Genomic DNA, 24,341 nt, shown 5'->3' with positions numbered 1-24,341 from the left:
TCGAATGAGGGAAAGGAACTGCCGGCATCCTCGCTAGCAGCGCAATGTCCTGAACCGGCGGTTCAGGCGTCTTCTTTTTCCGAAATGTACGGATCGGGATAGCCAAGAGCAAGCATTATCTCGGTCTCGAGCGCTTCCATCTCTTCAGCTTCCTCGTCTTCAATATGGTCATAACCCAGCAGATGCAGCGTGCCGTGAACCACCATGTGTGCCCAGTGCGCTTCAGGGCTTTTGCCCTGTTCGGCCGCTTCCTGCTCGACAACCTGACGACAAATAATCAGGTCGCCCAGCAGCGGCAGCTCAATGCCCGGTGGTGCTTCAAACGGAAACGACAGCACGTTAGTCGGCTTATCTTTGCCGCGATAAGTCAGATTAAGCTCATGACTCTCCGCTTCATCGACCAGCCGTATCGTGACTTCGCTCTCAGGCTGAAACGGCGTGACCGCCGCCTCCAGCCAGCGCTGAAACGCCGCTTCTGCGGGCAGGCCGTTTTCATCGGCACACGCCAGCTGCAAATCTAAAATCACCGTGCTCATGAAGGCTCCTGCGGCGTCGGCTGGCTGGCAGGTTGTGCCGCCTGTGCTTCACGCTTACGCTCTTCCGCCAGTTTATCACGGCGTTTCTGGTCCGCTTCTTCCCAGGCTTCATAAGCATTAACAATGCGTGCGACCACCGGATGACGCACCACGTCTTCGCTGTGGAAAAAGTTGAAGCTGATCTCTTCCACATTGGCCAGCACTTCGATGGCGTGGCGCAGACCGGATTTGGTGCTGCGCGGCAGGTCAATCTGCGTCACGTCACCGGTAATCACCGCTTTGGAGTTGAAGCCGATACGCGTCAGGAACATCTTCATCTGCTCGATGGTGGTGTTCTGGCTCTCATCGAGAATCACGAACGCGTCGTTCAGCGTACGGCCGCGCATGTAGGCCAGCGGCGCGACTTCAATCACGTTGCGCTCCATCAGCTTCTCGACGCGCTCGAAGCCCAGCATTTCAAACAGGGCGTCATACAGCGGACGCAGGTAAGGATCGACTTTCTGACTGAGATCGCCGGGCAGGAAGCCGAGCTTTTCGCCGGCTTCGACCGCCGGACGCGTCAGCAGAATACGGCGAATCTCCTGCCGCTCCAGCGCATCCACTGCAGCGGCTACCGCCAGATAGGTTTTCCCGGTCCCGGCCGGCCCAATGCCGAAGGTGATGTCATGATCGAGAATATTGGCGATGTACTGCGCCTGGTTTGGCGTACGCGGTTTAATCACGCCGCGCTTAGTCTTGATGTTTACCGCTTTACCGTACTCCGGCACGCTGTCAGCCGTCTGCTCCAGCACGCGACTCTCTTTGATCGCCAGATGGATCTGATCCGGTTCAATGTCGGGGATCTGGCCGCGCACCGGCGCGGTATCAACGTACAGCGAACGCAGAATATTGGCGGCCGCCTCGACACTCAGCGCACGGCCAACCAGCTTAAACAGGTTGTCGCGGCGATTGATCTCAATGCCCAGACGGCGCTCCAGCTGTTTTACGTTGTCATCAAACGGACCGCACAGGCTCATCAGTCGACGATTGTCTGCCGGTTCAAGGGCGATTTCACGAGTTTCGATATTCAAATGAATCCTTTGGGTCACTCAGGGCCAGTTGAAAGAAATAGCAGATACCGTACGCCAGGCGTCAGCATCTTTACGGAATTATTTATGGGGTCGCGCCCGGGCGCAAGCTTCAGGGGAGATATTTGGGCGGCAGCTGCGGAAAGCAAGGGCTGCGGGATGAAACAGGCGACAGCGCGTTGTGCGCTGTCGCTCAGTAATCGCGGTCTCAAGGTTGATACAGGCCCACGCCGATCTCATCCTCTTTACGCGTACGCGCAATCACCGATGCCGGACTCTCCGCGACGCGCAGGCCCATCTCCTCTTCGGTGCGAACCACGACGCCACGCAGCGAATTGGTATAAACATCGACGATTTCGACATCAACAAATTTACCGATCATGCGCACGTCGCCTTCAAAGTTGACCACGCGGTTGTTTTCGGTACGGCCGGTCAGCTCCATCACATTCTTACGTGAGGTGCCTTCCACCAGAATACGCTGAACGGTACCAAGCATGCGGCGGCTCCATGCCATCGCCTGCTGATTGATGCGATCCTGCAAAATGTACAGACGCTGCTTCTTCTCCTCTTCCGGCACGTCGTCCGGCAGATCGGCCGCCGGCGTACCCGGACGCGCCGAGTAGATAAAGCTGAAGCTGGTGTCGAAATTAACCTCGCCGATGAGCTTCATGGTCTGCTCGAAATCCTGCTGGGTTTCGCCCGGGAAGCCAATGATGAAATCTGAACTGATCTGGATATCCGGGCGCGCGGCCACCAGCTTGCGAATAATCGCTTTGTACTCCAGCGCAGTGTGCGCTCGCTTCATCAGCGTCAGAATACGATCGGCACCGCTCTGCACTGGCAGGTGCAGGAAGCTGACCAGCTCCGGCGTATCACGATAAACGTCGATGATGTCGTCGGTGAACTCAATCGGATGGCTGGTGGTGAAACGAATCCGGTCAATTCCGTCAATCGCGGCCACCAGACGCAGCAGCTCGGCAAAGGTACAAATCTGGTCGTCAAAGGTCGCGCCGCGATAAGCGTTGACGTTCTGCCCCAGCAGATTCACTTCACGCACGCCCTGCGCCGCCAGCTGGGCAACTTCCAGCAGGATGTCATCGCAGGGACGGCTCACTTCCTCGCCGCGCGTATAAGGCACCACGCAGAAAGTGCAATATTTATTGCAGCCTTCCATGATCGAGACAAAAGCCGTAGGCCCTTCAGCGCGTGGCTCCGGCAGGCGATCAAACTTTTCGATTTCCGGGAACGAGACGTCAACAATCGGACTCTTGCTGCCGCGCACCTGATTAATCATCTCCGGCAGACGATGCAGCGTCTGCGGGCCAAAAACGATGTCCACGCACTGCGCGCGCTGGCGAATTTTATCGCCCTCCTGCGAAGCCACACAGCCGCCCACGCCAATAATCAGCTCAGGATTCTTCGCCTTCAGCTTCTTCCAGCGTCCCAGCAAGTGAAACACTTTTTCCTGCGCCTTCTCACGGATGGAGCAGGTATTCAGCAGCAGTACGTCTGCGTCTTCGGCTTCCTCCGTCAGGGTATAGCCGTGCGTGCTGTTCAGTAGGTCAGCCATCTTCGATGAATCATATTCGTTCATCTGACAGCCCCAGGTTTTGATATGCAGTTTTTTGGTCATTGAACTAGCCATTGATTCTGAGCAGAGAAGTGCAGGGCGCGTATTGTAATGCTTTGGCGCGGGTGTGACCAGCATGCCCGTCATACTTCGCACGCCAGGTGCGTTGGCTGCGCGCGGCTCCCCCGGTCACTTACTGATGTAAGCTCCCGGGATGATCCTTGCTTGCCGCCTTCCCGGCGCACGAATTATTTAGGGCATGATGCCCGGTTATATTTCACGCGACAGGTGCGTTGGCTGCGCGCAGCTCCCCCGGTCACTTACTGATGTAAGCTCCCGGGGAGATCCTTGCTTGCCGCCTTCCTGGCGCACGAATTATTTAGGGCATGATGCCCGGTTATATTTCACACGCCAGGTGCGTTGGCTGCGCGCGGCTCTCCCGGTCACTTACTGATGTAAGCTCCCGGGATGATCCTTGCTTGCCGCCTTCCCGGCGCACGAATTATTTTGGGCATGATGCCCGGTTATATTTCACGCGACAGGTGCGTTAAACATGCACGGCTGAAGCACAAGATTAGCAGGGCTTTTCTGCTGGTGCGGTAAATTTCCGGTACACTTTGCCACATAGAGTGCTGCCGCAAGGCGTCACGGCAATCAGAAGGATAAGAGTCGATGCAGGATTCACAGTTTGATGTGGTGGTAGTGGGCGGCGGCATGGTCGGTGCCGCGCTGGCCTGTGGTCTGGCGCAGCAGCAGTTTCGCGTGGCGGTGATTGAGCGTGCCGAACCGGCCGCGTTTGACGCCAGCCTGGCGCCGGATATACGTATCTCCGCCATTGGTGCGTCATCGGTGGCGCTGCTGCGCCAGCTCAATGTCTGGCCGCGTGTCCAGGCGATGCGCAGCGCGCCCTACCGCAAGCTGGAAACCTGGGAATGGCAAAGCGCACACGTCACCTTCGACGCGGCTGCACTGGGCATTCCGGAGCTGGGCTATATGGTGGAAAACAGCGTGCTGCAGCGCGCGCTGTGGGAGCAGATGCAGCAGGATGGCGTAACGCTGCTGTGCCCGGCCTCACTGCAGGCGTTACAGGCGCACAGCGGCGGCTGGCAGCTGCAGCTGGATGACGGGAGCACGCTGGATAGCCAGCTGGTGGTGGGGGCCGATGGCGCTAATTCGCGCGTGCGACAGCTGGCGGGTATCGGCGTGCGCGGCTGGAACTATGCACAATCCTGCATGCTAATCAGCGTTGAGTGTGAACACGAGGCCGGCGATGCCACCTGGCAGCAATTTACGCCGGATGGACCGCGCGCGTTTCTGCCGCTGTTCGATCGTCACGCTTCGCTGGTGTGGTACGACGCGCCGGCGCGGATCCGTCAGCTGCAAAATCTGCCGCTCAGCCAGCTGGCCAAAGAAGTACAGGCCAACTTCCCGGCGCGTGTCGGCCGCTTCCAGGTAAAGAACGCGGCGTCGTTTCCGCTGGTGCGCCGCCATGCCACGCGCTACGTGCTGCCGGGCCTTGCGCTGGTCGGTGATGCTGCACACACCATCAATCCGCTGGCCGGGCAGGGGGTTAATCTCGGCTACCGCGATGTGGATGCGCTGATTGATACGCTGGTGGACGCGCGCAGCCAGGCGCAGCGCTGGGCATCACTGCCGGTATTGCAGCGTTATCACCGTCAGCGCTACAAAGATAATTTGCTGATGCAGGGCGGTATGGATCTGTTCTACTTCGCCTTTAGCAACGCGCTGCCGCCGCTGCGTGTGGTGCGTAACCTTGGACTGATTGCGGCAGAGAATGCTGGCGTGCTCAAGCGTCAGGTGCTGCGTTACGCGCTGGGGTTGTAAACTCACCGGGCGCCGCAATCGTGGCGGCGCCATCTGTTGTATAAAGCGTGAAATTCAGGAATGACAAAAACAACAAAGCCCGCAAAAGCGGGCCTGTTGTGCAATTTGGCTGGGGTGCAGGGATTCGAACCCCGGAATGCCGGAATCAGAATCCGGTGCCTTACCGCTTGGCGACACCCCAATAGGTGTTTGGTCAAATTGTCTTTGTATGGCTGGGGTGCAGGGATTCGAACCCCGGAATGGTGGAATCAGAATCCACTGCCTTACCGCTTGGCGACACCCCAATTTGTTTGGTGGCTACGACGGGAATCGAACCTGTGACCCCATCATTATGAGTGATGTGCTCTAACCGACTGAGCTACGTAGCCAGATTGTACTGCTTTACTGCACCCGATGATGGCTGGGATACCTGGATTCGAACCAGGGAATGCCGGTATCAAAAACCGGTGCCTTACCGCTTGGCGATATCCCATTCGTCGACTCGTATCCACGAGAGTGCATCGGATTGGCTGGGGTACCTGGATTCGAACCAGGGAATGCCGGTATCAAAAACCGGTGCCTTACCGCTTGGCGATACCCCATCCGGCTGCCGAAGACTGAAATGGTGCGGGAGGCGAGACTTGAACTCGCACACCTTGCGGCGCCAGAACCTAAATCTGGTGCGTCTACCAATTTCGCCACTCCCGCAAAAAGATGGTGGCTACGACGGGAATCGAACCTGTGACCCCATCATTATGAGTGATGTGCTCTAACCAACTGAGCTACGTAGCCATCTTTTTTCGCGTTACCTTCATCGGCGTTGCGGGGCGCATTATGCGTATTGAGCTTTGTAGCGTCAACAAATTTTTTGCCGTTTTTTGCCTTAACGCGCCTGTTTGTCTGGCTTGTAACCAGGCTGATGATTTATTCGGCAATTTTCGATCGTATCCGCGTCAGATGCAAGAAAAAGGGGCCACAATGGGCCCCTTATACGCATAAAGAAAATGCTTATTTGTACGCTGACTGGTGCACGCCTACCGCACGTCCGGACGGATCGTCCATCGATTTAAATGCTTCATCCCACTCAATGGCTTTCGCCGACGAACAGGCCACGGAGGGACCGCCCGGAACGCACTCTGCCGCGCTTGGCAGTGGGAACAGCTCCTCAAAGATTTCGCGGTACAGATACGCTTCTTTCGAGGTTGGCGTGTTGTGCGGGAAGCGGAAATGCGCGGTCGCCAGCTGCTGCTCGCTAATCTGCTTCGCCGCCACTTCTTTCAGCGTGTCAATCCAGCTGTAGCCTACGCCATCAGAGAACTGCTCTTTCTGACGCCATGCTACGCTCTCCGGCAGGTAAGAGGAGAAACATTCACGCAGAATGTGTTTTTCCATTTTGCCGTTGCTGCCGCACATTTTGTCTTCCGGGTTGATGCGCATCGCGACATCAAGGAATTTCTTATCAAGGAACGGCACGCGTGCTTCCACGCCCCACGCCGACATCGCTTTGTTAGCGCGCGCGCAGTCAAACATGTGCAGCGCCAGCAGCTTACGCACGTTTTCTTCGTGGAACTCCTGGGCGTTCGGTGCCTTGTGGAAGTAGAGGTAACCGCCAAACACTTCATCCGCACCTTCACCGGACAGCACCATTTTGATGCCCATCGCTTTGATTTTACGCGACATCAGATACATTGGCGTCGACGCGCGAATGGTGGTCACATCGTAGGTTTCGATGTGGTAAATCACATCGCGGATCGCATCCAGACCTTCCTGCACGGTGAAGTGAATTTCATGGTGCACGGTACCGAGGTGATCGGCCACCGCCTGCGCCGCTTTCAGATCCGGCGATCCTTCCAGACCGACGGCAAAGGAGTGCAGCTGCGGCCACCACGCATCGCTCTTGTCCTGATCTTCCACACGTTTGGCGGCAAAGCGCTTGGTCACCGCAGAGATGATGGAAGAGTCGAGGCCGCCGGACAGCAGCACGCCGTACGGTACGTCTGACATCAGGTGACTCTTCACTGACTCTTCCAGCACGTGCTTCAGGCCAGCGGCATCGGTGGTGTTTTGCGCCACGGCGGCAAAATCCATCCAGTCACGCTGCCAGTAACGACGGATTTCGCCATCGGTGCTGGAGAGGTAGCTTCCCGGCGGGAATTCTTTGATGCTGCGGCACACCGGCACCAGCGCTTTCATTTCAGAAGCAACATACAGGTTGCCGTGCTCATCGTTGCCCATATAGAGCGGAATAATACCGATGTGATCGCGGCCAATCAGATACTGCTGTTTGACGCTGTCCCACAGAATGAAGGCGAACATGCCCTGCAGGTCGTCGAGGAAGTCGAGGCCTTTTTCCTGATACAGCGCGAGGATGACTTCGCAGTCTGAACCCGTCTGGAACGCGTAGCGATCGCTCAGTTCCGCGCGCAGCGCCTGGTGGTTATAAATTTCGCCGTTAACAGCCAGTACGTGGGTGTGATCCGCGTTGTACAGCGGCTGGGCGCCGTTGTTCACGTCAACGATGGACAGGCGCTCGTGCACCAGAATGGCTTTCTCATCAGCGAAGACGCCTGACCAGTCCGGGCCGCGGTGACGCATCAGACGGGAACATTCCAGCGCTTTCTTGCGCAGTTCAACAGGATCGGTCTTCAGATCCAGCACACCAAAAATCGAACACATAACTGACTCCTGATCTCACCCTGTGGCGATGTTATTGACTTGTTTGTCCGGCAGACTGCGCTGCGTGATGTATAAGAAAATGCGCTAATTGATAGTGGTAACGCAAGCGAAATCACCAAATACTGATAAAAAGATTGTTGGTGTGAAGTAATGTTGAATTTTATTCAAAAATTTAACTATTAAATTAGATGGTGTCTAATGAATTGTCAGAAGTGATGGTTTTGTGCGCAACCGATGAGGCCGCGTCAGCGGCTGAATCACAGCGCTATGCCAGACACATAAAAAAGCCCTGCACACCGTAACGGCGAGCAGGGCCATAAGCAGACAGCATGACGCGAATCAGAACAGGTCGATATCAGCCACGGAAGGGTAGATCCAGTCCGGACGGAACGGCATGGCGTCGATATCGCTCAGCGTAGAGACGCCGGACAGCACCAGAATGGTTTCCAGACCGGCCTGGAAGCCAGCCAGAATATCGGTGCGCAGGTTATCGCCCACAATCACCGTCTCTTCTGAATGCGCATGCATTTTATTCAGTGCGGCGCGCATGATGTAAGGGCTGGGCTTACCGACATAAAACGGTTTGCGGCCGGAAATGGTTTCGATACCGGCACAGAGCGCGCCACAGGCCGGCACAAAGCCGCGTGCGTGGGTATCAGGATTGGTCGCGATAAAACGCGCACCGTTAGCCACAAAGAAGGCGGCTTTATGCATCATTTCCCAGTTAAACGATCGCGTCTCGCCGACGATGACGAAATCCGGGTTGACGTCAGTGATGGTAAAACCGGCCTTATACAATTCATGAATCAGCGCGCCTTCACCAATCACGTAGGCTTTTTTGCCCTCCTGACGACGCAGGAAATCCGCGGTGGCCATGGCGGAGGTGTAAAACACCGAATCCGGGATGTCGACGCCGGCGTTGGCAAAGCGGTTGGCCAGATCCTGCGCAGTTTGTGATGGATAGTTGGTCAGTACCACCAGCGGCATCTCTTTTTCCAGAATGCGCTGCAGGAATTCGTTTGCGCCTTTCACGGCGGTATTGTCGTGCATCAACACGCCGTCGATGTCACAGATTACGCTTTTGATGGTCATAGGTGGCTTCCGGTCGGGCCTGCCAGCCGGCAGGCTTTCTATTATTCTTCCAGCAGGTGCTGCAGCAGAATGCCATTCAGCATAGCGCGTTTTGCCAGCGCGAAAGCGCCAATTGCCGAGCGATGGTCCAGTTCAGACCGCACCACGGGCAGATTTTTGCGAAACGCGTTTAACGCCTGGGTGTTAATGCAGCCCTCAATCGCCGGGAACAGCACTTTGTCGGCATCGGTAATTTCGCCGGCCAGCACCACTTTTTGCGGGTTAAACAGGTTAATGGCGATAGCGATCGCTTTGCCGAGATAGCGGCCAACGTACTCGATCACTTCGCAGGCCAGCGCGTCGCCCTGATTGGCGGCGCGGCAGATTTGCGGCATCTGGCAATCATCCAGCGTCAGGCTGCTGGGATAACCCTGATTGAGCAGGTGGCGCACGCGGTTCTCAATCGCGCCGTTGGCGGCGATGGTTTCGAGGCAGCCAAAGTTGCCACAGTGGCAGCGTTCGCCGAGCGGATCGACCTGAATATGGCCAATCTCACCCACGTTGCCATTGCTGCCGAGAAAAATGTGGCCGTTAGCGATGATGCCGGCACCGGTTCCGCGGTGTAAACGCACCAGAATGGAGTCCGCACAGTCGCGACTTGCACCGAAATAGTGCTCAGCCAGCGCCAGGCTGCGGATATCGTGCCCGACAAAACTGGTGACGTTAAAGCGTTTTTTCAGGCTCGCCACCAGCGGCCAGTGGCTGACGGCGATATGCGGCATGTAGCGAATGATGCCGTTAATCGGGTCGACCAGCCCCGGCAGGATCACCGCGATAGCGATCAGCTCATGAATTTTACGCTGGTGCGTGCTCATAAAGGCACTGATGGCGTTGAACAGCGCGTTCTCCAGCGTCTCCTGGGTGCGCTCCGGCAGCGGATAATCTTCCTGCGCCAGCGATTTTCCGCTGAGATCGAACAGCGTCAGCGTGGCATCGTTGCGCCCCAGGCGCACGCCGATGGTATGAAAATGGCGGGTTTCGGTGATGATGGAGATGGCGCGGCGCCCACCGGTGGAGGCCTGTTGCTCCACCTCTTTGATGAGGCCGCGTTCGATAAGCTGACGGGTAATTTTGGTGACGCTGGCGGGCGCAAGCTGGCTGAGTTCGGCAATCTGAATACGCGAAATCGGCCCCTGTTGATCAATCAGCCGGTAAACAGCTGCACTGTTAAGTTGTTTGACAAGATCGACATTTCCTATTTGAGTCTGGCCGCCAGTGGTCATTCAGTACTTACTCGCTGAGGACGTTGTCTCCGTTGACGAACGTCTTAGTGATTTGATAATCGCGGGTAAAGACAGTGAGGTTGGCGACTTTTCCTGCTTCCACCGTACCAAACTGCTTTTCCACACCCATTGCCCTTGCCGGATACAGGGTCGCCATGCGCAGCGCTTCGTCCAGCGCGATACCACAATGTTCCACGCTATTCTGCACCGCTTCAATCATCGTCAGCGCAGATCCGCTCAGGGTACCGTTCTCATCTACGCACAGGCCGTCGCGATAGTATATTGTTTTACCTGCAAAAATGAATTGATCAATCGACGCACCGGCCGGCGCTGTGGCATCGGTCACCAGCACCAGTTTGTCGCCTTTGATACGTTTTGCATTGCGCACGTTAGCGTAATTGACATGTAAACCGTCTGCAATAATGCCGCAGTATACATCAGGCGAATCAAACAGCGCACCGATAAGACCTGGCTCACGCCCGCTAAAGGCGCTCATGGCGTTATACAGGTGGGTGGCAAAGGTGACGCCCGCGCTGATGCCCGCTTTGGCTTCGGCATAGGTAGCATTGGAGTGACCGGACGACACAATAATCCCGGCGTCACGCAGCTGGCGAATCACCGCGCTGCCCGCATTTTCCGGCGCCAGCGTAACTTTGGTGATGACGTCAGCGTTGGCGCACAGGAAATCCACCAGCTCCGCATCCGGCAGACGAATCAGCTGCGGATTGTGAGTGCCTTTCTTCTCTTTATTCAGCCACGGACCTTCCAGATGCAGGCCCAGCGCCTGATTCTGATGCTTCGCCAGGTAAGCGCGCATGGTTTCAATCGCGCGCTTCATCAGTTCATCACTGCTGGTAATCAGCGTTGGTAAATAGCTGGTGCAGCCGGATTTTTCATTGGCACGCTGCATGATCTCCAGCGTTTCCACGCTCAGGGCATTGATGTCATCGTTGAACTGCACGCCGCCGCAGCCGTTGAGCTGCAGGTCGATAAATCCGGGAGCGATGAACGCACCAGCCACATCTTGTTGTGGAATCGCGGCGTCCAGCGCATCGCGCGGGCAGACACGCTCAATCAGGCCATTGGCAATCACCACGGCGTGATTGTCCAGAACTTCATGGCCGGTAAAAATCCGGCCGTTAACTAATGCGTACATCATCTCTTCTCCCGGCTGAACCTGCTGCGCTTAACAGCAGGCTTTCTACAACGTGTTGTTACACACCCTTCATATTTTCCGCTTCCATTTCGCGGAAATATTTCACGGTTTTCACTTTCAGTTCCATGGTGGCTGGCTCATCACACACCACCACCGCTTTCGGGTGCAGCTGCAGGCAGCTGATGGTCCACATGTGGTTGACGTTACCTTCTACCGCCGCCTGCAGCGCCTGGGCTTTGACGTGGCCGGTCACCAGAATCATCACTTCTTCCGCATCCAGCAGCGTGCCGACGCCCACGGTCAGGGCATATTTAGGCACCTGATCAACATCGCCGTCGAAGAAACGCGAGTTCGCCACACGGGTGTCGTGCGTCAGGGTTTTAATGCGGGTGCGGGAAGAGAGCGAAGAAGCCGGCTCGTTGAACGCAATGTGGCCATCGTTGCCGACGCCGCCCATAAACAGGTGGATTTTACCCAGTGCGCGGATCTTCTCTTCGTATTGGCGACATTCTGCGTCAATATCTTCGGCATTGCCATTCAGAAGATTGATATTTTCTGGTTGAATATCAACGTGATCGAAAAAGTTACGGTACATAAAGCTGTGATAGCTTTCCGGATGCTCTTTCGGCAGACCGACATACTCATCCATATTGAAGGTGATCACGTGTTTGAAACTAACCTGGCCCGCTTTATGCATCTCGATCAGGTGCTTGTAGGCTTCCAGCGGCGTACCGCCGGTTGGCAGTCCCAGCACAAAGGGACGGTCTGCGCTGGGTTTAAAGGCATTGATGCGATTAACGATATGGCGTGCAGCCCATTTACCCACCTGGGTCGGTGTGGCCAAAGGGATCAGTCTCATGTCTTCACCTCAGTTAAGATTGGAAAGTTAGGGTCGCGTTTACTGCTGCAGCTGGCTGCTTATAGGGTAACCCGTTTGCGCGCTCGCGGCGTTGGAAAAGTGCGACCTGATATTTTTCATCATAAAATAAGTTTGTGGTGGTGGCTAGCATTTCGCAGTGAAAAACGTCCATTTTGGTGATTAAAGTCACAGTTACACTGGTTTTAATTTGCGAGGCGAATTAATTTATCTTTACACTGCGCCTCGTGGTGAAGTGTGTCATCAAGGTACCGGGTGCCGGGATAATAAAATCAACCCGCATCACGGCAAAACGCCAGTCTCATAGGGGGAGAATAAGGTGAGTATTTTAGGATATCTGCAAAAGGTCGGCCGCGCGCTTATGGTGCCGGTAGCGACCCTGCCGGCAGCGGCAATCCTGATGGGGGTAGGTTACTGGATCGATCCGGACAGCTGGGGCGCAGGCAATGCGCTGGCAGCACTGCTGATCAAATCGGGTTCTGCCATCATCGACAACATGTCCGTGCTGTTCGCCATCGGTGTGGCTTACGGCATGTCAAAAGATAAAGACGGTGCAGCGGCATTAACCGGCTTTGTAGGTTTCCTCGTGGTTACTACCCTGTGTTCACCCGCCGCGGTGGCCATGATTCAGAAAATGCCGGTGGAGCAGGTTCCTGCCGCTTTCGGTAAAATCAATAACCAGTTTGTCGGCATTCTGGTGGGCATTCTCTCGGCGGAAGTGTACAACCGCTTCAGCCACGTTGAGCTGCCCAAGGCGCTGTCGTTCTTCAGCGGTCGCCGTCTGGTGCCGATCCTGGTCTCCTTCCTGATGATTGTGGTCGCCTTTATCCTGATGTATGTCTGGCCGATCATTTTCGGCGGTCTGGTGAGCTTTGGTGAGCACATCCAGAAACTGGGCTCGGTCGGCGCGGGCGTGTACGCCTTCTTTAACCGTCTGCTGATTCCGGTTGGCCTGCACCACGCGCTGAACTCGGTGTTCTGGTTCGACGTGGCGGGCATCAACGATATTCCTAAATTCCTGGGCGGCGCGCAGTCTATTGCCAATGGTACCGGCATCCCGGGTATCACCGGTCGCTATCAGGCGGGCTTCTTCCCGATCATGATGTTCGGTCTGCCGGGTGCGGCGCTGGCAATCTATCACTGCTCACGCCCGGAAAACCGCGCGAAAGTCGGTGGTATCATGCTGGCAGCGGCTTTTGCAGCCTTCTTCACCGGCATCACCGAGCCACTGGAATTCTCCTTCATGTTTGTGGCACCGGTGCTGTATGTCATCCACGCCGTGCTGACCGGTATTTCGGTCTTCATCGCTGCCAGCATGCACTGGATTGCCGGTTTCGGTTTCAGTGCCGGTCTGGTGGACATGGTGCTGTCGACGCGTAACCCGCTGGCGGTGCACTGGTGGATGCTGATCCCGCAGGGTCTGGTGTTCTTCGTTATCTACTACGTGGTGTTCCGCTTCACCATTCAGAAATTCAACCTGCTGACGCCGGGCCGCGAGCTGGCTGCCGGTGATGAGACAGACGGCTACGACGTCAACGTTGATCACAGCAGCAACGGTGAGAGCGAAACCGAATCACTGGCGCGTCGCTATATCGGTGCGATAGGCGGTTCTGACAACCTGACCAATATCGACGCCTGCATCACCCGTCTGCGTCTGAATGTGAAAGACTCGGCGCAGGTGAATGAGAGTGTGGCTAAACGCCTCGGTGCTTCTGGCGTGATCCGCCTTAACAAGCAGAGCGTGCAGATCATTGTTGGTACGCAGGCCGAAAGCATTGCGACCGCCATGAAAACCGTACTGAGCAAAGGTCCGGTAGCCGGCGCAGCGGCACCTGCTGCGGCAACCACCGCCGCGCCTGCGGCTGCTCAGCCCCAGGCGATGCGCAACAGCGAGAAAAAGGTGATTGCAACGCTGCTGGCACCGGTCAGTGGCGAAGTGGTAGCGCTGGAAAACGTGCCGGATGAAGCTTTCGCCAGCAAAGCGGTAGGCGATGGCCTGGCGATCAAACCGAGCGATAAAACTGTCGTCGCGCCGGTGGCGGGCACTGTGGTGAAAATCTTCAACACCAACCATGCATTCTGCCTTGAAGCCGAAAATGGCGTCGAGATTGTCGTGCACATGGGTCTCGATACCGTCGCGCTGGAAGGTAAAGGGTTTACCCGTCTGGTGGAAGAGGGCGCAACCGTCACGGCGGGTCAGCCGATCCTCGAAATGGATCTGGACTTCCTCAACGCCAATGCGCGTTCGATGATCAGCCCGGTGGTGGTCAGCAACAGCGATGATTTTGCTGGTCTGAATCTGCTGGCAGGCGGTACCGTGGTGGCAGGCGTTACGCCGCTGTACGAAGTGAAAAATTAACACGTTTTGATCGTCACTGAAGGCAGGAAGCAATTCCTGCCTTTTTTGTTTTAAAACGACCAACAAACGGTTGTTTCCCTTCAGCGCTTTGTGGATCATACTCCGTTACTTCGTGGTACAAATCACCCGCTATTGTTTTGAGGATTTTGAGATGAGTGAGGCTGAAGCCCGCCCAACGAACTTTATTCGTCAGATCATCGACGAAGATTTGGCGAGCGGTAAGCACAACAGTGTGCATACCCGTTTCCCGCCTGAGCCCAATGGTTACCTGCATATTGGCCATGCAAAATCGATCTGCCTGAACTTTGGTATCGCACAAGATTATCAGGGGCAGTGCAACCTGCGTTTCGACGACACCAATCCGGTCAAAGAGGATATGGAGTTCGTTGAATCGATCAAGAATGATGTGCAATGGCTGGGCTTTGAGTGGAGCGGCAACATTCGTTACTCCTCTGACTACTTTGACCAACTGTTCAACTACGCGGTTGAGCTGATCAACAAAGGCCTGGCCTACGTTGACGAGCTGTCGCCAGAGCAGATCCGTGAATACCGCGGCACGCTAACCGCGCCGGGCAAAAACAGCCCGTATCGCGATCGCAGCGTGGAAGAGAACCTGGCGCTGTTCCAGAAGATGCGTGATGGCGGCTTCGAAGAGGGCAAAGCCTGCCTGCGTGCCAAAATCGACATGGCATCCAGCTTTATTGTGATGCGCGATCCGGTGCTGTACCGCATTAAATTTGCCGAACACCACCAGACTGGCAACAAGTGGTGCATCTATCCGATGTACGACTTTACCCACTGCATCTCCGATGCGCTGGAAGGCATCACCCATTCCCTGTGTACGCTGGAGTTCCAGGATAACCGTCGTCTCTACGACTGGGTGCTGGATAACATCACTATTCCGGTGCATCCGCGTCAGTACGAGTTCTCGCGCCTGAATCTGGAATATGCGGTGATGTCGAAGCGTAAGCTGACGCAGCTGGTGAGCGAGAAGATTGTTGAAGGCTGGGACGATCCGCGCATGCTGACCGTATCCGGTCTGCGCCGTCGTGGCTATAGCGCGGCGTCAATCCGCGAATTCTGCCGCCGTATCGGTGTGACTAAGCAGGACAATATTGTTGAGATGGCGTCGCTGGAGTCGTGCATTCGTGACGACCTCAACGAGAACGCGCCGCGCGCCATGGCGGTGCTGGATCCACTGAAAGTGGTAATCGAGAACCTGCCGGCCGGGCATGAAGAAATCATCAGCATGCCGAACCACCCGAACAAACCGGAGATGGGCACGCGTGAGGTGCCGTTCAGCCGTGAAGTGTGGATCGATCGCGCCGACTTCCGTGAAGAGGCCAACAAGCAGTACAAGCGTCTGGTGCTGGGTAAAGAAGTTCGTCTGCGCAACGCTTACGTCATTCGTGCCGAGCGCGTGGCGAAAGATGAAGCCGGCAACATCACCTGCATCTACGCTACCTGCGATGTCGACACCCTGAGCAAAGATCCGGCCGATGGCCGCAAGGTCAAAGGCGTTATTCATTGGGTATCGGCGATTCACGCGCTGCCTGCTGAATTCCGCCTGTACGATCGTCTGTTCAGCGTGCCAAACCCGGGCGCGGCCGAGGATTTCCTCACCACCATTAACCCGAACTCGCTGGAGATCAAACAGGGCTTCGTTGAGCCGGGTCTGCGTGCCGCCAGCGCGCTGGCGCCGTATCAGTTTGAGCGCGAAGGTTACTTCTGCGCTGATAGCGTGTACTCGCAGCCGTCGAAACTGGTGTTCAACCGCACCGTGGGTCTGCGTGATACCTGGGCAAAAATCGGCGAATAATTTTACTGCTTGATAGCACGATATGATCAGCAAAGGGCGAGCAATCGCCCTTTTTTATTGCCCGTTATCTGCAAACGGGAATCGATTATGCTGAACCAGACAAAAAACAGTAATTGCGCGCGATTACGACTAATCTGACTTTAATAAAATTAACTAATTTACCCGTGTGAAATCGTTATTTTCAGGTAGGCTATGCGCTCTTAAATGTTGCTGTGCGGGTTAGCGAAGGAAGAAAAATGACAAGTCTCGCTCTGGAAGCCAAACATAGCGTGGTGGTTTTACATCAGCTTATCGAACGTATTTTTAATCAGGCCGAAGGCAGCGATGACAGTATGGATCTGCTGCTGTCGCACTTTCATCCCGACTTCAAAATGGTGACGCCGCAAGGCAAACAGCTCGATCTCAATGACACTGAAACCCTGTTTCGCAAACTGCACGGGCAGCGGGAAGGGATGCGAATCGCCACCAGTGAGCATGCCATCATTTCCCAGCAGCAGCAGGAAGTGACCATTCAGTATCACGAACTGCAAATGCTTAACGGCAACAACCAGACCCGCATTTCGCTGGCGGTGCTGGACTGCAGCACGCCGGTTCCGCGCTGGCGCTATTTGCAGGAAACGCTGGTCGCCTGAACGCAGCCATAAAAAAACCGGTGCCTGGCACCGGTTTTTTTATACTGCATAGCATATTCAATTACTGATCGTGGAGCGTCTCGTCTTCGCGGCAGTCTCCCAGCGCACAGTGGCCGTACAGATACAGGCTGTGGTTGCTGAGTTTGATACCGTGGCGTGTTGCAATCTCACGCTGACGCGTTTCGATAGATTCATCGCTAAACTCGATCACTTTGCCGCAGTCGAGGCAAATCAGGTGATCATGATGATGCTGCTGGGTCAGTTCGAACACGGATTTCCCGCCTTCGAAGTTATGACGCGTCACGATGCCGGCGTCGTCAAACTGGTTCAGAACACGGTATACCGTCGCCAGACCAATCTCTTCGCCCATGTCGATCAGGCGTTTGTACAAATCTTCCGCACTGACATGATGGGACTCGGGTCCGGGTCCCTGAAGCACTTCCAGAATCTTCAGTCTGGGCAGCGTGACTTTCAGGCCAGCCTTTTTCAATGCGGAGTTGTTGTCAGTCATGCGGATATTGTCCTGTTACTTTGCTAGTCACTTACGGCGCAAAGGCCTTGAATGTGTGGTCAACGCGCATTCTCATTTGCGTCTCATTATAGAGCTCAGCCTGCGAAATGAAAACCGGCTGCGGCGGACAATTCCCCGGATGCTGTAAGGAGAAATGTCGTGAACCTCAGCGGGATCGTGCAGATCGATGTTCCTTTTCGCGCAGTCTCAGTCTGATGCCCGAGGAATAAGCAGATGACCGTTGCGGGTATTCTACAGAATTGAGGGAAAAAGTTAAAAAACCGTAGCTATTATTTTTATAGGTAATTCCATTGCCCGATGTGAGCCAGCGCCCACATCGGACAGGAAAGCATCAGGCTTCGATGATCGCCTGCAGCTGCAGCTCGTCAAAGATCTGCTTAACCCATTTGTCGACGCGCTCGTTAGTCAGTTCAGGCTGACGATCTTCATCGATGGCGAGGCCGAGGAAGTGTTTGTCGTCTGCCAGACCTTTAGAGGCTTCGAAGTGGTAACCTTCGGTTGGCCAGTGGCCCACAATCACTGCGCCGTTTGGCTCAATGATGTCGCGAATGGTGCCCATCGCGTCACAGAAGTACTCGGCATAATCTTCCTGATCGCCGCAGCCAAACAGCGCTACCAGCTTACCGTTGAAATCAATCTCTTCCAGCGTCGGGAAGAAGTCATCCCAGTCGCACTGGGCTTCACCGTAGTACCAGGTCGGAATACCCAGCAGCAGAATATCGAATGCTTCGAGATCTTCTTTGGTGCTCTTAGCAATGTCATGCACTTCGGCGACATCTTTACCCAGTTGTTTCTGGATCATTTTTGCAATGTTTTCAGTGTTGCCGGTATCGCTGCCGAAGAAAATGCCTACGATTGCCATGGAGTGAGTAACCTCTTAAATCCTGATTGTGAAAGTAAGTCAGAAGACGACACAGTTATGCGAATGATAGCAGACCGGCGAAAAGCGCGGAATGTGTAAAGCGCTGAGTTTGTGTTCCAGCGTGCGGTCTGCGCACGTTACGCCAGTTTGAGCTGCGCCAGCAGCATTTGTTCAATCAGTTCACTGCGGCTGATGTTCTGCTGCTCGGCCAGCGTATTAAGCGCGTCGACCGCTTCGCTGGACATTTTCAGCTCAACGCGGCGCAGGCCGCGCACCCGGTCGCGCTTCAGCTGGTTGCGCTTATTAATGCGCAGCTGCTCATCACGCGACAGCGGACTGGTTTTAGGGCGACCGGGACGCCGCTCGTCTGCGAAGAGATCGAGCGTGGTACGATCTGTCTGTTCTTTTGCCATGGTTTGTGAAACTGCGTGGGCGCGAACGGCGGAAAGGCGCTGCGCGATTTAAACATTTATCGGCCCGACCGCGGCGAAAAAAGCATCCGCGGCAAATTTTTAGCGCGACATCATACTCCAGCGCCCGGCGCGACGCCAACCCTAAACCGCCCGTAGCAAGCTTTTGCTTTTACAGGTTAAAAAAGCGGCGCACCGCGCGCAGTACGGCATCGGGTTTTTCGGCATGCACCCAGTGGCCGGCACCGCTGATAATGTGCGCCTGCGCCTGCGGGAACTGGCGCAGCAGCGCATCACGGTGCTGATTGTCCAGATAGGGTGAATCACCGCCGCGAATAAACAGCGCCGGATGAGGCCACGCGGGCACCTCCTGCCAGCCGGAGAGCACCGGATAATTGTCCCATAACACCGGCACGTTAAAGCGCCATTCGCCTTCATGGAAAGATTTCAGAATGAACTGAATCACGCCTTCTTCGCGCACGTGTTCACGCATCACGTCGGCCGCAGCGCTGCGGCGCGTGACGCCAGCTGCACTGACCGCGCGGATTGCCGCGAAGATCTCATCGTGGCGTCGCGTCTGGTAATCCACCGGCGCGATATCGATCAGCACCATTTTGCCAATTCGTTCGGGCGCAACGGCGCTCAGCGCCATGGCAATTTTGCCGCCCATTGAGTGGCCGATAACATCAACCCGTTCGATGTGGTGCGCATCCAGCGTATCGACCATATCCTGCGCCAGCGCAGCGTAGTGCATCTCTTCGCTGCGCGGTGACAGGCCGTGGTTACGGACATCCACCTGCAGCGTGGGTCGTGCATCGCGCACGCCGCGCGCCAGTACGCCGAGGTTATCCAGGCTACCAAACAGGCCATGAATTAACAGAATGGGCTGGGCATCAGGGGCAGATTGTTCAGTTTGCAGACGGGCGTTCAAAATCATGGCTAAAGTTCTTTCGGTTGAGACCTGGGCTTAGGGTATCATGGATTCACCTGTCCCGGCGCCAGGCGGTCAGGCATTAGGGCATATTCCGACTTTTGCCCGTAAACGATGCCAGCGCTATCGGCTGTCGCGGATTTAACTTTATAATCCTTATGTTAGAACCCGCTCACATTTTGCACGACCGGATTTTGTTAAGGCCTTTGCAAAGTAGCGTGGTTCTGCCATTTGCCAGAATCGCACGGAAAAAGATGAAAACGATTGAAGTTGACGAAGAACTCTACCGTTATATTGCCAGCCACACGCAGCACATTGGTGAAAGCGCTTCGGACATTTTGCGCCGTATGCTGAAATTCACTGCCGGCCAGAGCGCATCCGCTGCGCCAGCGGCGAATGCGGCGGTAAAAGAAGCACCGGCTGCACGCAGCGAAGCGCGACCTCAGGATCGCGTGCGCGCCGTGCGTGAGCTGCTGCTGTCTGACGAGTATGCGGAGCAGAAGAAGGCGGTTAATCGCTTTATGCTGATCCTGTCAACGCTTTATCGTCTTGATCCGGCAGCCTTTGCTGATGCCACTGCCTCGCTGCAGGGCCGCACCCGCGTTTACTTTGCGGGCGATGAGCACACGTTGTTGCAAAATGGCACCCATACTAAGCCGAAGCACGTACCCGGCACGCCGTACTGGGTGATCACCAATACCAATACAGGTCGTAAATGCAGCATGGTGGAACACATCATGCTTGCCATGCAGTTCCCGCAGGAACTGGCAGAGAAAGTTTGCGGCACCATTTAAACCGAAGCGTCAGGGAGAAGCGCCAATGGCCAATCACCCCCGTGCCGGGCAACCTGCCCAGCAGAGCGATTTGATTAACGTTGCACAATTAACCTCGCAGTACTATGTCCTGAAGCCGGATGCGGCGAACCCGGACCATGCGGTGAAATTTGGCACCTCCGGCCACCGCGGCAGCGCGGGACGTCATAGCTTCAACGAAGTACACATTCTGGCGATTGCGCAGGCGATCGCTGAAGAGCGTAAAAAGAACGGCATCACCGGCCCGTGCTACGTAGGTAAAGACACCCATGCGCTGTCTGAGCCGGCGATCCTGTCAGTGCTGGAAGTGCTGGCCGCTAACGGCGTTGATGTGATTGTGCAGCAGGACAACGGCTATACGCCGACGCCGGCGATCTCCAACGCCATTCTGGAGCATAACAAGCGCGGCGGCGCGCAGGCGGACGGCATCGTCATTACCCCGTCGCACAACCCGCCGGAAGACGGTGGCATCAAGTACAATCCGCCGAACGGTGGACCGGCTGACACCAACGTCACCAAAGTGGTGGAAGATCGCGCGAATCAGCTGATCAAAGGTGAGCTGAAAGAGGTTAAGCGTCTGGCGCTGGATCAGGCGTGGGCCAGTGGCCACATCGTTGAGCAGGATCTGATCCAGCCATACGTTGAAGGTCTGGCGCAGGTGATTGATTTCCCGGCAATCCAGAAAGCCGGCCTGAAAATCGGTGTCGATCCGCTCGGCGGTTCCGGCATGGCCTACTGGCAGCGCATTGCTGAGCACTACCAGCTGGATCTGACCATCGTCAATGATGCTATCGATCAGACCTTCCGCTTCATGCATCTGGATAAAGATGGCGTGGTGCGCATGGACTGTTCGTCCGAGTGCGCGATGGCCGGTCTGCTGGCGTATAAAGATAAGTTCGATCTGGCCTTCGGCAACGATCCGGATTACGACCGTCACGGTATCGTCACGCCCGCCGGTCTGATGAACCCGAACCACTATCTGGCGGTAGCGATCAACTACCTGTTCCAGCATCGTCCGCAGTGGGGCAAAGAGGTAGCCGTCGGTAAAACGCTGGTCTCCAGCGCGATGATTGACCGCGTGGTGAACGACATTGGTCGCAAGCTGGTGGAAGTCCCGGTCGGCTTCAAATGGTTCGTGGATGGTCTGTTCGATGGCAGCTTTGGCTTTGGCGGCGAAGAGAGCGCCGGCGCCTCGTTCCTGCGTTTCGACGGCTCCGCCTGGTCAACAGACAAAGACGGCATCATCCTGTGTCTGCTGGCGGCGGAAATCACTGCGGTTACCGGTAAGAACCCGCAGCAGCACTATGATGAGCTGGCCGCGCGTTTTGGTGCGCCAAGCTACAACCGTCTGCAGGCACCTGCCACTTCCGCGCAGAAAGCGGCACTGTCGAAGCTGTCACCTGAAATGGTCAGCGCCGATACGCTGGCAGGCGACCCGATCACCGCACGTCTGACCGCGGCACCGGGCAACGGTGCCTCGATTGGTGGTCTGAAAGTGATGACTGAAAACGGCTGGTTCGCGGCACGTCCGTCCGGCACGGAAGACGCCTACAAAATCTATTGTGAAAGCTTCCTCGGCGCTGAGCATCGCCAGCAGATCGAGAAAGAAGCGGTAGAAATTGTCAGCGAAGTGCTGAAAAACGCCTGACAGGGCATCCTGCATGAAGAAGGCCGTGTTTGCGGCCTTTTTTTATGGCATGAAGCGATAGCCGATGCCGGTTTCTGTCAGCAGGTGCGTCGGCTGGGTGGGGTTGGCTTCCAGCTTTTGCCGCAAGTGTCCCATATAGATGCGCAGATAATGGCTGTGTTCCACGGCGTTGGGTCCCCACACCTGGTTAAGCAACTGGCGCTGGGTCAGTACTTTGCCAGCGTTATTCAGCAGCAGGCTGAGCAGGCGAAATTCGGTCGGCGTCAGATGCACCTCTTCGCCGCTGCGCAGCACGCGCCGCGCGGCGAGATCAACGCTCACTTCGCCAAACTGCACCAGCGGCTCCGGCTGGCTGCGCTGATGACGACGCAGCGCCACGCGCACGCGCGCCAGCAGTTCGCCTATACCAAACGGCTTGGTGAGATAGTCGTCAGCGCCGGCATCCAGCGCCTCAATTTTATCCTGCTCATCGCTGCGCGCCGACAGCACAATCACCGGCATGCTGCTCCACTGCCGCACTTCGCGGATGAAGGCATTGCCATCGCCGTCCGGTAAACCGAGATCGAGAATCACCAAATCCGGTTTGCGCGTAGCCGCTTCAATCAGGCCGCGCTGCAGCTGCTCCGCTTCCACAATCTTCAGGCCTTCGCTCTCCAGCGCCAGGCGCACGAAACGGCGAATCTCCTTTTCATCTTCGACAATCAAGATGGTCGTCACGCTGACTCCTGCGGCAAATAAGGTTAACGCATTACTTTAACAATAAACCGCGACGGCGTCCGTCACGATCTCAGTAACTCGCCGTGATCCGAAATTTTACAAAAATGTAACTTCCTTTCATCCCGGCCAGGAAATGACTGAAAAAAGATCAAAATAGTGGTCGGATGAGTAGTAAAATTACACAATCAGGCGTAATATCTGAGGCAGATCACATTTCATAGCAAAATTTACCACGAGGAGGCATTGATGTATCAGGCATATCCACTCGCCAAAATTGTGCTGCGCCGTGTGCTGGTGGTATTGATTGGCGTACTGGCGCTGCCAGTGATGCTGTTCCGCCAGGATCGCGCGCGCTTCTACAGTTATCTGCACCGCATGTGGTGCAAAACCAGCACCAAACCGGTCTGGCTGGCGCAATCGGAAGCGGCAGGCGGTATCTACTGGTAACGCCCGGCTTCGCGGTGATAACCCGGTGACCTCGCTCGAGGCACCGGGTTTTTTTATCTTAAAGTGGTGCGACAAACGCATTGTCCCGCTGTTATCTCGCGGCATTTCAGCTACACTTAAACCTCTACAAGATTCTGGAGGTTGTACAAGTATGAGCGAGAAAATTCCTGTAGGTATCAGTGCCTGCCTGCTCGGGGATAGCGTCCGATTCGATGGCGGCCACAAGCGTTTTGCCTTTGCAACTGACGAGCTCGCGCCATTTGTGCGCTTCGAACCTGTCTGCCCGGAAATGGCCATCGGTCTGCCGACGCCGCGCCCGGCGCTGCGGCTGGTCAAACAGAGCGACGATCAAATCCACCTGTGTTTCAGTAAAGACGGCGGGGAAGAGCTGACCGACGAAATGGCCCGCTGGTCTGCGGAGCGCGTTAAATCGCTGCACCATCTGTGTGGCTACATACTGTGTGCCAAATCGCCGAGCTGCGGACTGGAGCGCGTGCGCGTCTACGAGCCTGACACTAACAACAATCGCAAAGCCGGCACCGGCGTGTTCACCTCATTCCTGCAAAAAGAGCTGCCGTGGCTGCCGCTGGAAGAGGATGGACGCCTGCACGATGATGCGATCCGCGAAAACTTTATGGGGCGCGTCTATGCGCTGCATGAGTTCAACGAAATGTGGCGCAGCGGGCTGACGCGCCACAAGCTGATTGCCTTCCATAGTCGCTACAAATTACTGCTGCTGTCGCATGCGCAGGATGAGTACCGCGAAATGGGGCGGTTTGTCGCAGCGATGGAACAGTGGGAGTCACTGGATGCGTACGCCTTTGAATACCGTAACCGTCTGATGCACCTGATGTCGCACCAGGCGTCGCGTCGTAATCACACCAATGTGCTGATGCACGTACAGGGCTATTTCCGGCCGAAGCTGAGTTCACCGCAGCGTCAGGAGCTGGCGCAGCTGATCGACCGCTACCGTCGCGGTGTGCAGCCGTTACTGGCCCCCATCACCATGCTGAAACATTACATGGCAGAGTTCCCGCACCCGTGGCTGGCGCAGCAACGTTATTTCGATCCCTACCCGGAAGCGCTGCGTTTGCGCTACGGCCAGTAAACAC

General features: G+C 55.9%; 21 protein-coding genes and 7 tRNA genes. 8 read left to right on the top strand and 20 right to left on the bottom strand.

The genetic code is table 11. From position 1 onward, the window contains the following. Window positions 1-62: 62 nt before the first annotated feature. The 3 genes from ybeY to miaB all read right to left on the bottom strand — a co-directional run bounded on the left by ybeY (window position 63) and on the right by miaB (window position 3,236). Complete coding sequence (ybeY, locus tag E7738_RS08800; protein ID WP_010616134.1) at window positions 63-536, bottom strand: rRNA maturation RNase YbeY; 474 nt, start codon at window positions 534-536, stop codon at window positions 63-65. Continuing rightward, entirely contained in the window at window positions 533-1,606 is a 1,074-nt protein-coding gene (locus tag E7738_RS08795) for a PhoH family protein (protein WP_058769440.1), read from the bottom strand. The genes ybeY and E7738_RS08795 overlap by 4 nt, the downstream gene beginning before the upstream one ends. A gap of 205 nt (window positions 1,607-1,811) precedes the next feature. Next, window positions 1,812-3,236, bottom strand: coding sequence for a tRNA (N6-isopentenyl adenosine(37)-C2)-methylthiotransferase MiaB (gene miaB, locus E7738_RS08790; protein WP_021508568.1), 1,425 nt, complete (start codon window positions 3,234-3,236; stop codon window positions 1,812-1,814). 609 nt (window positions 3,237-3,845) lie between these two features. Here miaB and ubiF point away from each other — a divergent pair. Continuing rightward, a complete protein-coding gene (ubiF, locus tag E7738_RS08785; protein ID WP_136545583.1) occupies window positions 3,846-5,018 on the top strand; it encodes a 3-demethoxyubiquinol 3-hydroxylase in 1,173 nt (390 codons plus the stop codon). Between the two features lie 106 nt (window positions 5,019-5,124). On the opposite strand, the gene E7738_RS08780 is transcribed toward ubiF, so the two are convergent. From E7738_RS08780 to nagB, 12 genes are all read right to left on the bottom strand, one after another. Beyond that, window positions 5,125-5,199: transfer RNA gene (locus E7738_RS08780), tRNA-Gln, on the bottom strand. 28 nt (window positions 5,200-5,227) lie between these two features. After that, window positions 5,228-5,302: transfer RNA gene (locus tag E7738_RS08775), tRNA-Gln, on the bottom strand. Window positions 5,303-5,309: 7 nt separating this feature from the next. Continuing rightward, window positions 5,310-5,386, bottom strand: a tRNA-Met gene (locus E7738_RS08770). Between the two features lie 29 nt (window positions 5,387-5,415). Beyond that, window positions 5,416-5,490: transfer RNA gene (locus tag E7738_RS08765), tRNA-Gln, on the bottom strand. A gap of 34 nt (window positions 5,491-5,524) precedes the next feature. Then, window positions 5,525-5,599, bottom strand: a tRNA-Gln gene (locus E7738_RS08760). 21 nt (window positions 5,600-5,620) lie between these two features. Continuing rightward, window positions 5,621-5,705: transfer RNA gene (locus tag E7738_RS08755), tRNA-Leu, on the bottom strand. Window positions 5,706-5,712: 7 nt separating this feature from the next. Continuing rightward, a tRNA-Met gene (locus E7738_RS08750) sits at window positions 5,713-5,789 on the bottom strand. A gap of 216 nt (window positions 5,790-6,005) precedes the next feature. After that, window positions 6,006-7,673 (bottom strand): asparagine synthase B, encoded by a 1,668-nt coding sequence (asnB, locus tag E7738_RS08745; RefSeq protein WP_394516296.1) that lies wholly within the window; start codon window positions 7,671-7,673, stop codon window positions 6,006-6,008. A 339-nt stretch (window positions 7,674-8,012) separates the two neighbouring features. After that, entirely contained in the window at window positions 8,013-8,765 is a 753-nt protein-coding gene (locus E7738_RS08740) for an HAD-IIA family hydrolase (protein WP_021508565.1), read from the bottom strand. A 41-nt stretch (window positions 8,766-8,806) separates the two neighbouring features. Then, entirely contained in the window at window positions 8,807-10,027 is a 1,221-nt protein-coding gene (locus E7738_RS08735; RefSeq protein WP_058757890.1) for a DNA-binding transcriptional regulator NagC, read from the bottom strand. A 7-nt stretch (window positions 10,028-10,034) separates the two neighbouring features. Then, complete coding sequence (nagA, locus tag E7738_RS08730; RefSeq protein ID WP_058758042.1) at window positions 10,035-11,183, bottom strand: N-acetylglucosamine-6-phosphate deacetylase; 1,149 nt, start codon at window positions 11,181-11,183, stop codon at window positions 10,035-10,037. Window positions 11,184-11,241: 58 nt separating this feature from the next. Further along, on the bottom strand, window positions 11,242-12,042 hold the full coding sequence (nagB, locus tag E7738_RS08725) for a glucosamine-6-phosphate deaminase (protein ID WP_031279884.1): 801 nt from the start codon (window positions 12,040-12,042) through the stop codon (window positions 11,242-11,244). 343 nt (window positions 12,043-12,385) lie between these two features. On the opposite strand from nagB, the gene nagE reads away from it, so the two are divergent. The 3 genes from nagE (at window position 12,386) to E7738_RS08710 (ending at window position 16,870) form a co-directional block, all read left to right on the top strand. Then, a complete protein-coding gene (nagE, locus tag E7738_RS08720) occupies window positions 12,386-14,419 on the top strand; it encodes an N-acetylglucosamine-specific PTS transporter subunit IIBC (protein WP_394516337.1) in 2,034 nt (677 codons plus the stop codon). A gap of 151 nt (window positions 14,420-14,570) precedes the next feature. Further along, on the top strand, window positions 14,571-16,238 hold the full coding sequence (glnS, locus tag E7738_RS08715; RefSeq protein WP_058757889.1) for a glutamine--tRNA ligase: 1,668 nt from the start codon (window positions 14,571-14,573) through the stop codon (window positions 16,236-16,238). A gap of 236 nt (window positions 16,239-16,474) precedes the next feature. Continuing rightward, window positions 16,475-16,870: a hypothetical protein gene (locus E7738_RS08710; RefSeq protein WP_021508559.1), complete on the top strand. Its 396-nt coding sequence runs from the start codon at window positions 16,475-16,477 to the stop codon at window positions 16,868-16,870. 61 nt (window positions 16,871-16,931) lie between these two features. On the opposite strand, the gene fur is transcribed toward E7738_RS08710, so the two are convergent. The 4 genes from fur to ybfF all read right to left on the bottom strand — a co-directional run bounded on the left by fur (window position 16,932) and on the right by ybfF (window position 19,611). Further along, entirely contained in the window at window positions 16,932-17,381 is a 450-nt protein-coding gene (fur, locus tag E7738_RS08705; protein WP_021508558.1) for a ferric iron uptake transcriptional regulator, read from the bottom strand. A gap of 352 nt (window positions 17,382-17,733) precedes the next feature. After that, the gene (gene fldA / locus E7738_RS08700) at window positions 17,734-18,264 is read right to left on the bottom strand and encodes a flavodoxin FldA (RefSeq protein WP_021508557.1); all 531 of its coding nucleotides are present in this window, start codon (window positions 18,262-18,264) and stop codon (window positions 17,734-17,736) included. Between the two features lie 137 nt (window positions 18,265-18,401). Further along, window positions 18,402-18,677 (bottom strand): LexA regulated protein, encoded by a 276-nt coding sequence (ybfE, locus tag E7738_RS08695; RefSeq protein ID WP_010616122.1) that lies wholly within the window; start codon window positions 18,675-18,677, stop codon window positions 18,402-18,404. Window positions 18,678-18,846: 169 nt separating this feature from the next. Beyond that, the gene (gene ybfF, locus E7738_RS08690; protein WP_021508556.1) at window positions 18,847-19,611 is read right to left on the bottom strand and encodes an esterase; all 765 of its coding nucleotides are present in this window, start codon (window positions 19,609-19,611) and stop codon (window positions 18,847-18,849) included. Window positions 19,612-19,859: 248 nt separating this feature from the next. Here ybfF and seqA point away from each other — a divergent pair, with 248 nt between their 5' ends. Continuing rightward, complete coding sequence (seqA, locus tag E7738_RS08685) at window positions 19,860-20,399, top strand: replication initiation negative regulator SeqA (RefSeq protein WP_010616121.1); 540 nt, start codon at window positions 19,860-19,862, stop codon at window positions 20,397-20,399. Between the two features lie 25 nt (window positions 20,400-20,424). Further along, window positions 20,425-22,065 carry a phosphoglucomutase (alpha-D-glucose-1,6-bisphosphate-dependent) gene (pgm, locus tag E7738_RS08680; protein WP_021508555.1) on the top strand — a complete coding sequence of 547 codons (1,641 nt, stop codon included), beginning with the start codon at window positions 20,425-20,427 and terminating at the stop codon, window positions 22,063-22,065. A 42-nt stretch (window positions 22,066-22,107) separates the two neighbouring features. Here the strand turns inward: pgm and kdpE are convergent, their stop codons facing one another. After that, window positions 22,108-22,782: a two-component system response regulator KdpE gene (gene kdpE / locus E7738_RS08675; RefSeq protein ID WP_021508554.1), complete on the bottom strand. Its 675-nt coding sequence runs from the start codon at window positions 22,780-22,782 to the stop codon at window positions 22,108-22,110. Window positions 22,783-23,028: 246 nt separating this feature from the next. Here kdpE and E7738_RS08670 point away from each other — a divergent pair, with 246 nt between their 5' ends. Together E7738_RS08670 and E7738_RS08665 are read left to right on the top strand one after the other, a co-directional pair. Continuing rightward, on the top strand, window positions 23,029-23,229 hold the full coding sequence (locus E7738_RS08670) for a YbfA family protein (RefSeq protein ID WP_031279882.1): 201 nt from the start codon (window positions 23,029-23,031) through the stop codon (window positions 23,227-23,229). A gap of 151 nt (window positions 23,230-23,380) precedes the next feature. Next, window positions 23,381-24,337, top strand: coding sequence for a YbgA family protein (locus E7738_RS08665; protein WP_058775282.1), 957 nt, complete (start codon window positions 23,381-23,383; stop codon window positions 24,335-24,337). Window positions 24,338-24,341: the final 4 nt, after the last annotated feature.

The sequence above is a fragment of the Pantoea sp. SGAir0430 genome (assembly GCF_043549295.1).
Note: the sequence above shows the minus strand (reverse complement) of the source record. Positions and strands in the feature narration are given on the sequence as shown.

What these genes read in the sequence shown, in the direction of transcription:
- ybeY (WP_010616134.1), bottom strand. Translation starts at nt 536, where the DNA reads ATGAGCACGGTGATTTTAGATTTGCAGCTGGCGTGTGCCGATGAAAAC.
- miaB (WP_021508568.1), bottom strand. Translation starts at nt 3,236, where the DNA reads ATGACCAAAAAACTGCATATCAAAACCTGGGGCTGTCAGATGAACGAA.
- ubiF (WP_136545583.1), top strand. Translation starts at nt 3,846, where the DNA reads ATGCAGGATTCACAGTTTGATGTGGTGGTAGTGGGCGGCGGCATGGTC.
- asnB (WP_394516296.1), bottom strand. Translation starts at nt 7,673, where the DNA reads ATGTGTTCGATTTTTGGTGTGCTGGATCTGAAGACCGATCCTGTTGAA.
- E7738_RS08740 (WP_021508565.1), bottom strand. Translation starts at nt 8,765, where the DNA reads ATGACCATCAAAAGCGTAATCTGTGACATCGACGGCGTGTTGATGCAC.
- E7738_RS08735 (WP_058757890.1), bottom strand. Translation starts at nt 10,027, where the DNA reads ATGACCACTGGCGGCCAGACTCAAATAGGAAATGTCGATCTTGTCAAA.
- nagA (WP_058758042.1), bottom strand. Translation starts at nt 11,183, where the DNA reads ATGTACGCATTAGTTAACGGCCGGATTTTTACCGGCCATGAAGTTCTG.
- nagB (WP_031279884.1), bottom strand. Translation starts at nt 12,042, where the DNA reads ATGAGACTGATCCCTTTGGCCACACCGACCCAGGTGGGTAAATGGGCT.
- glnS (WP_058757889.1), top strand. Translation starts at nt 14,571, where the DNA reads ATGAGTGAGGCTGAAGCCCGCCCAACGAACTTTATTCGTCAGATCATC.
- E7738_RS08710 (WP_021508559.1), top strand. Translation starts at nt 16,475, where the DNA reads ATGACAAGTCTCGCTCTGGAAGCCAAACATAGCGTGGTGGTTTTACAT.
- fur (WP_021508558.1), bottom strand. Translation starts at nt 17,381, where the DNA reads ATGACTGACAACAACTCCGCATTGAAAAAGGCTGGCCTGAAAGTCACG.
- fldA (WP_021508557.1), bottom strand. Translation starts at nt 18,264, where the DNA reads ATGGCAATCGTAGGCATTTTCTTCGGCAGCGATACCGGCAACACTGAA.
- ybfE (WP_010616122.1), bottom strand. Translation starts at nt 18,677, where the DNA reads ATGGCAAAAGAACAGACAGATCGTACCACGCTCGATCTCTTCGCAGAC.
- ybfF (WP_021508556.1), bottom strand. Translation starts at nt 19,611, where the DNA reads ATGATTTTGAACGCCCGTCTGCAAACTGAACAATCTGCCCCTGATGCC.
- seqA (WP_010616121.1), top strand. Translation starts at nt 19,860, where the DNA reads ATGAAAACGATTGAAGTTGACGAAGAACTCTACCGTTATATTGCCAGC.
- pgm (WP_021508555.1), top strand. Translation starts at nt 20,425, where the DNA reads ATGGCCAATCACCCCCGTGCCGGGCAACCTGCCCAGCAGAGCGATTTG.
- E7738_RS08670 (WP_031279882.1), top strand. Translation starts at nt 23,029, where the DNA reads ATGTATCAGGCATATCCACTCGCCAAAATTGTGCTGCGCCGTGTGCTG.
- E7738_RS08665 (WP_058775282.1), top strand. Translation starts at nt 23,381, where the DNA reads ATGAGCGAGAAAATTCCTGTAGGTATCAGTGCCTGCCTGCTCGGGGAT.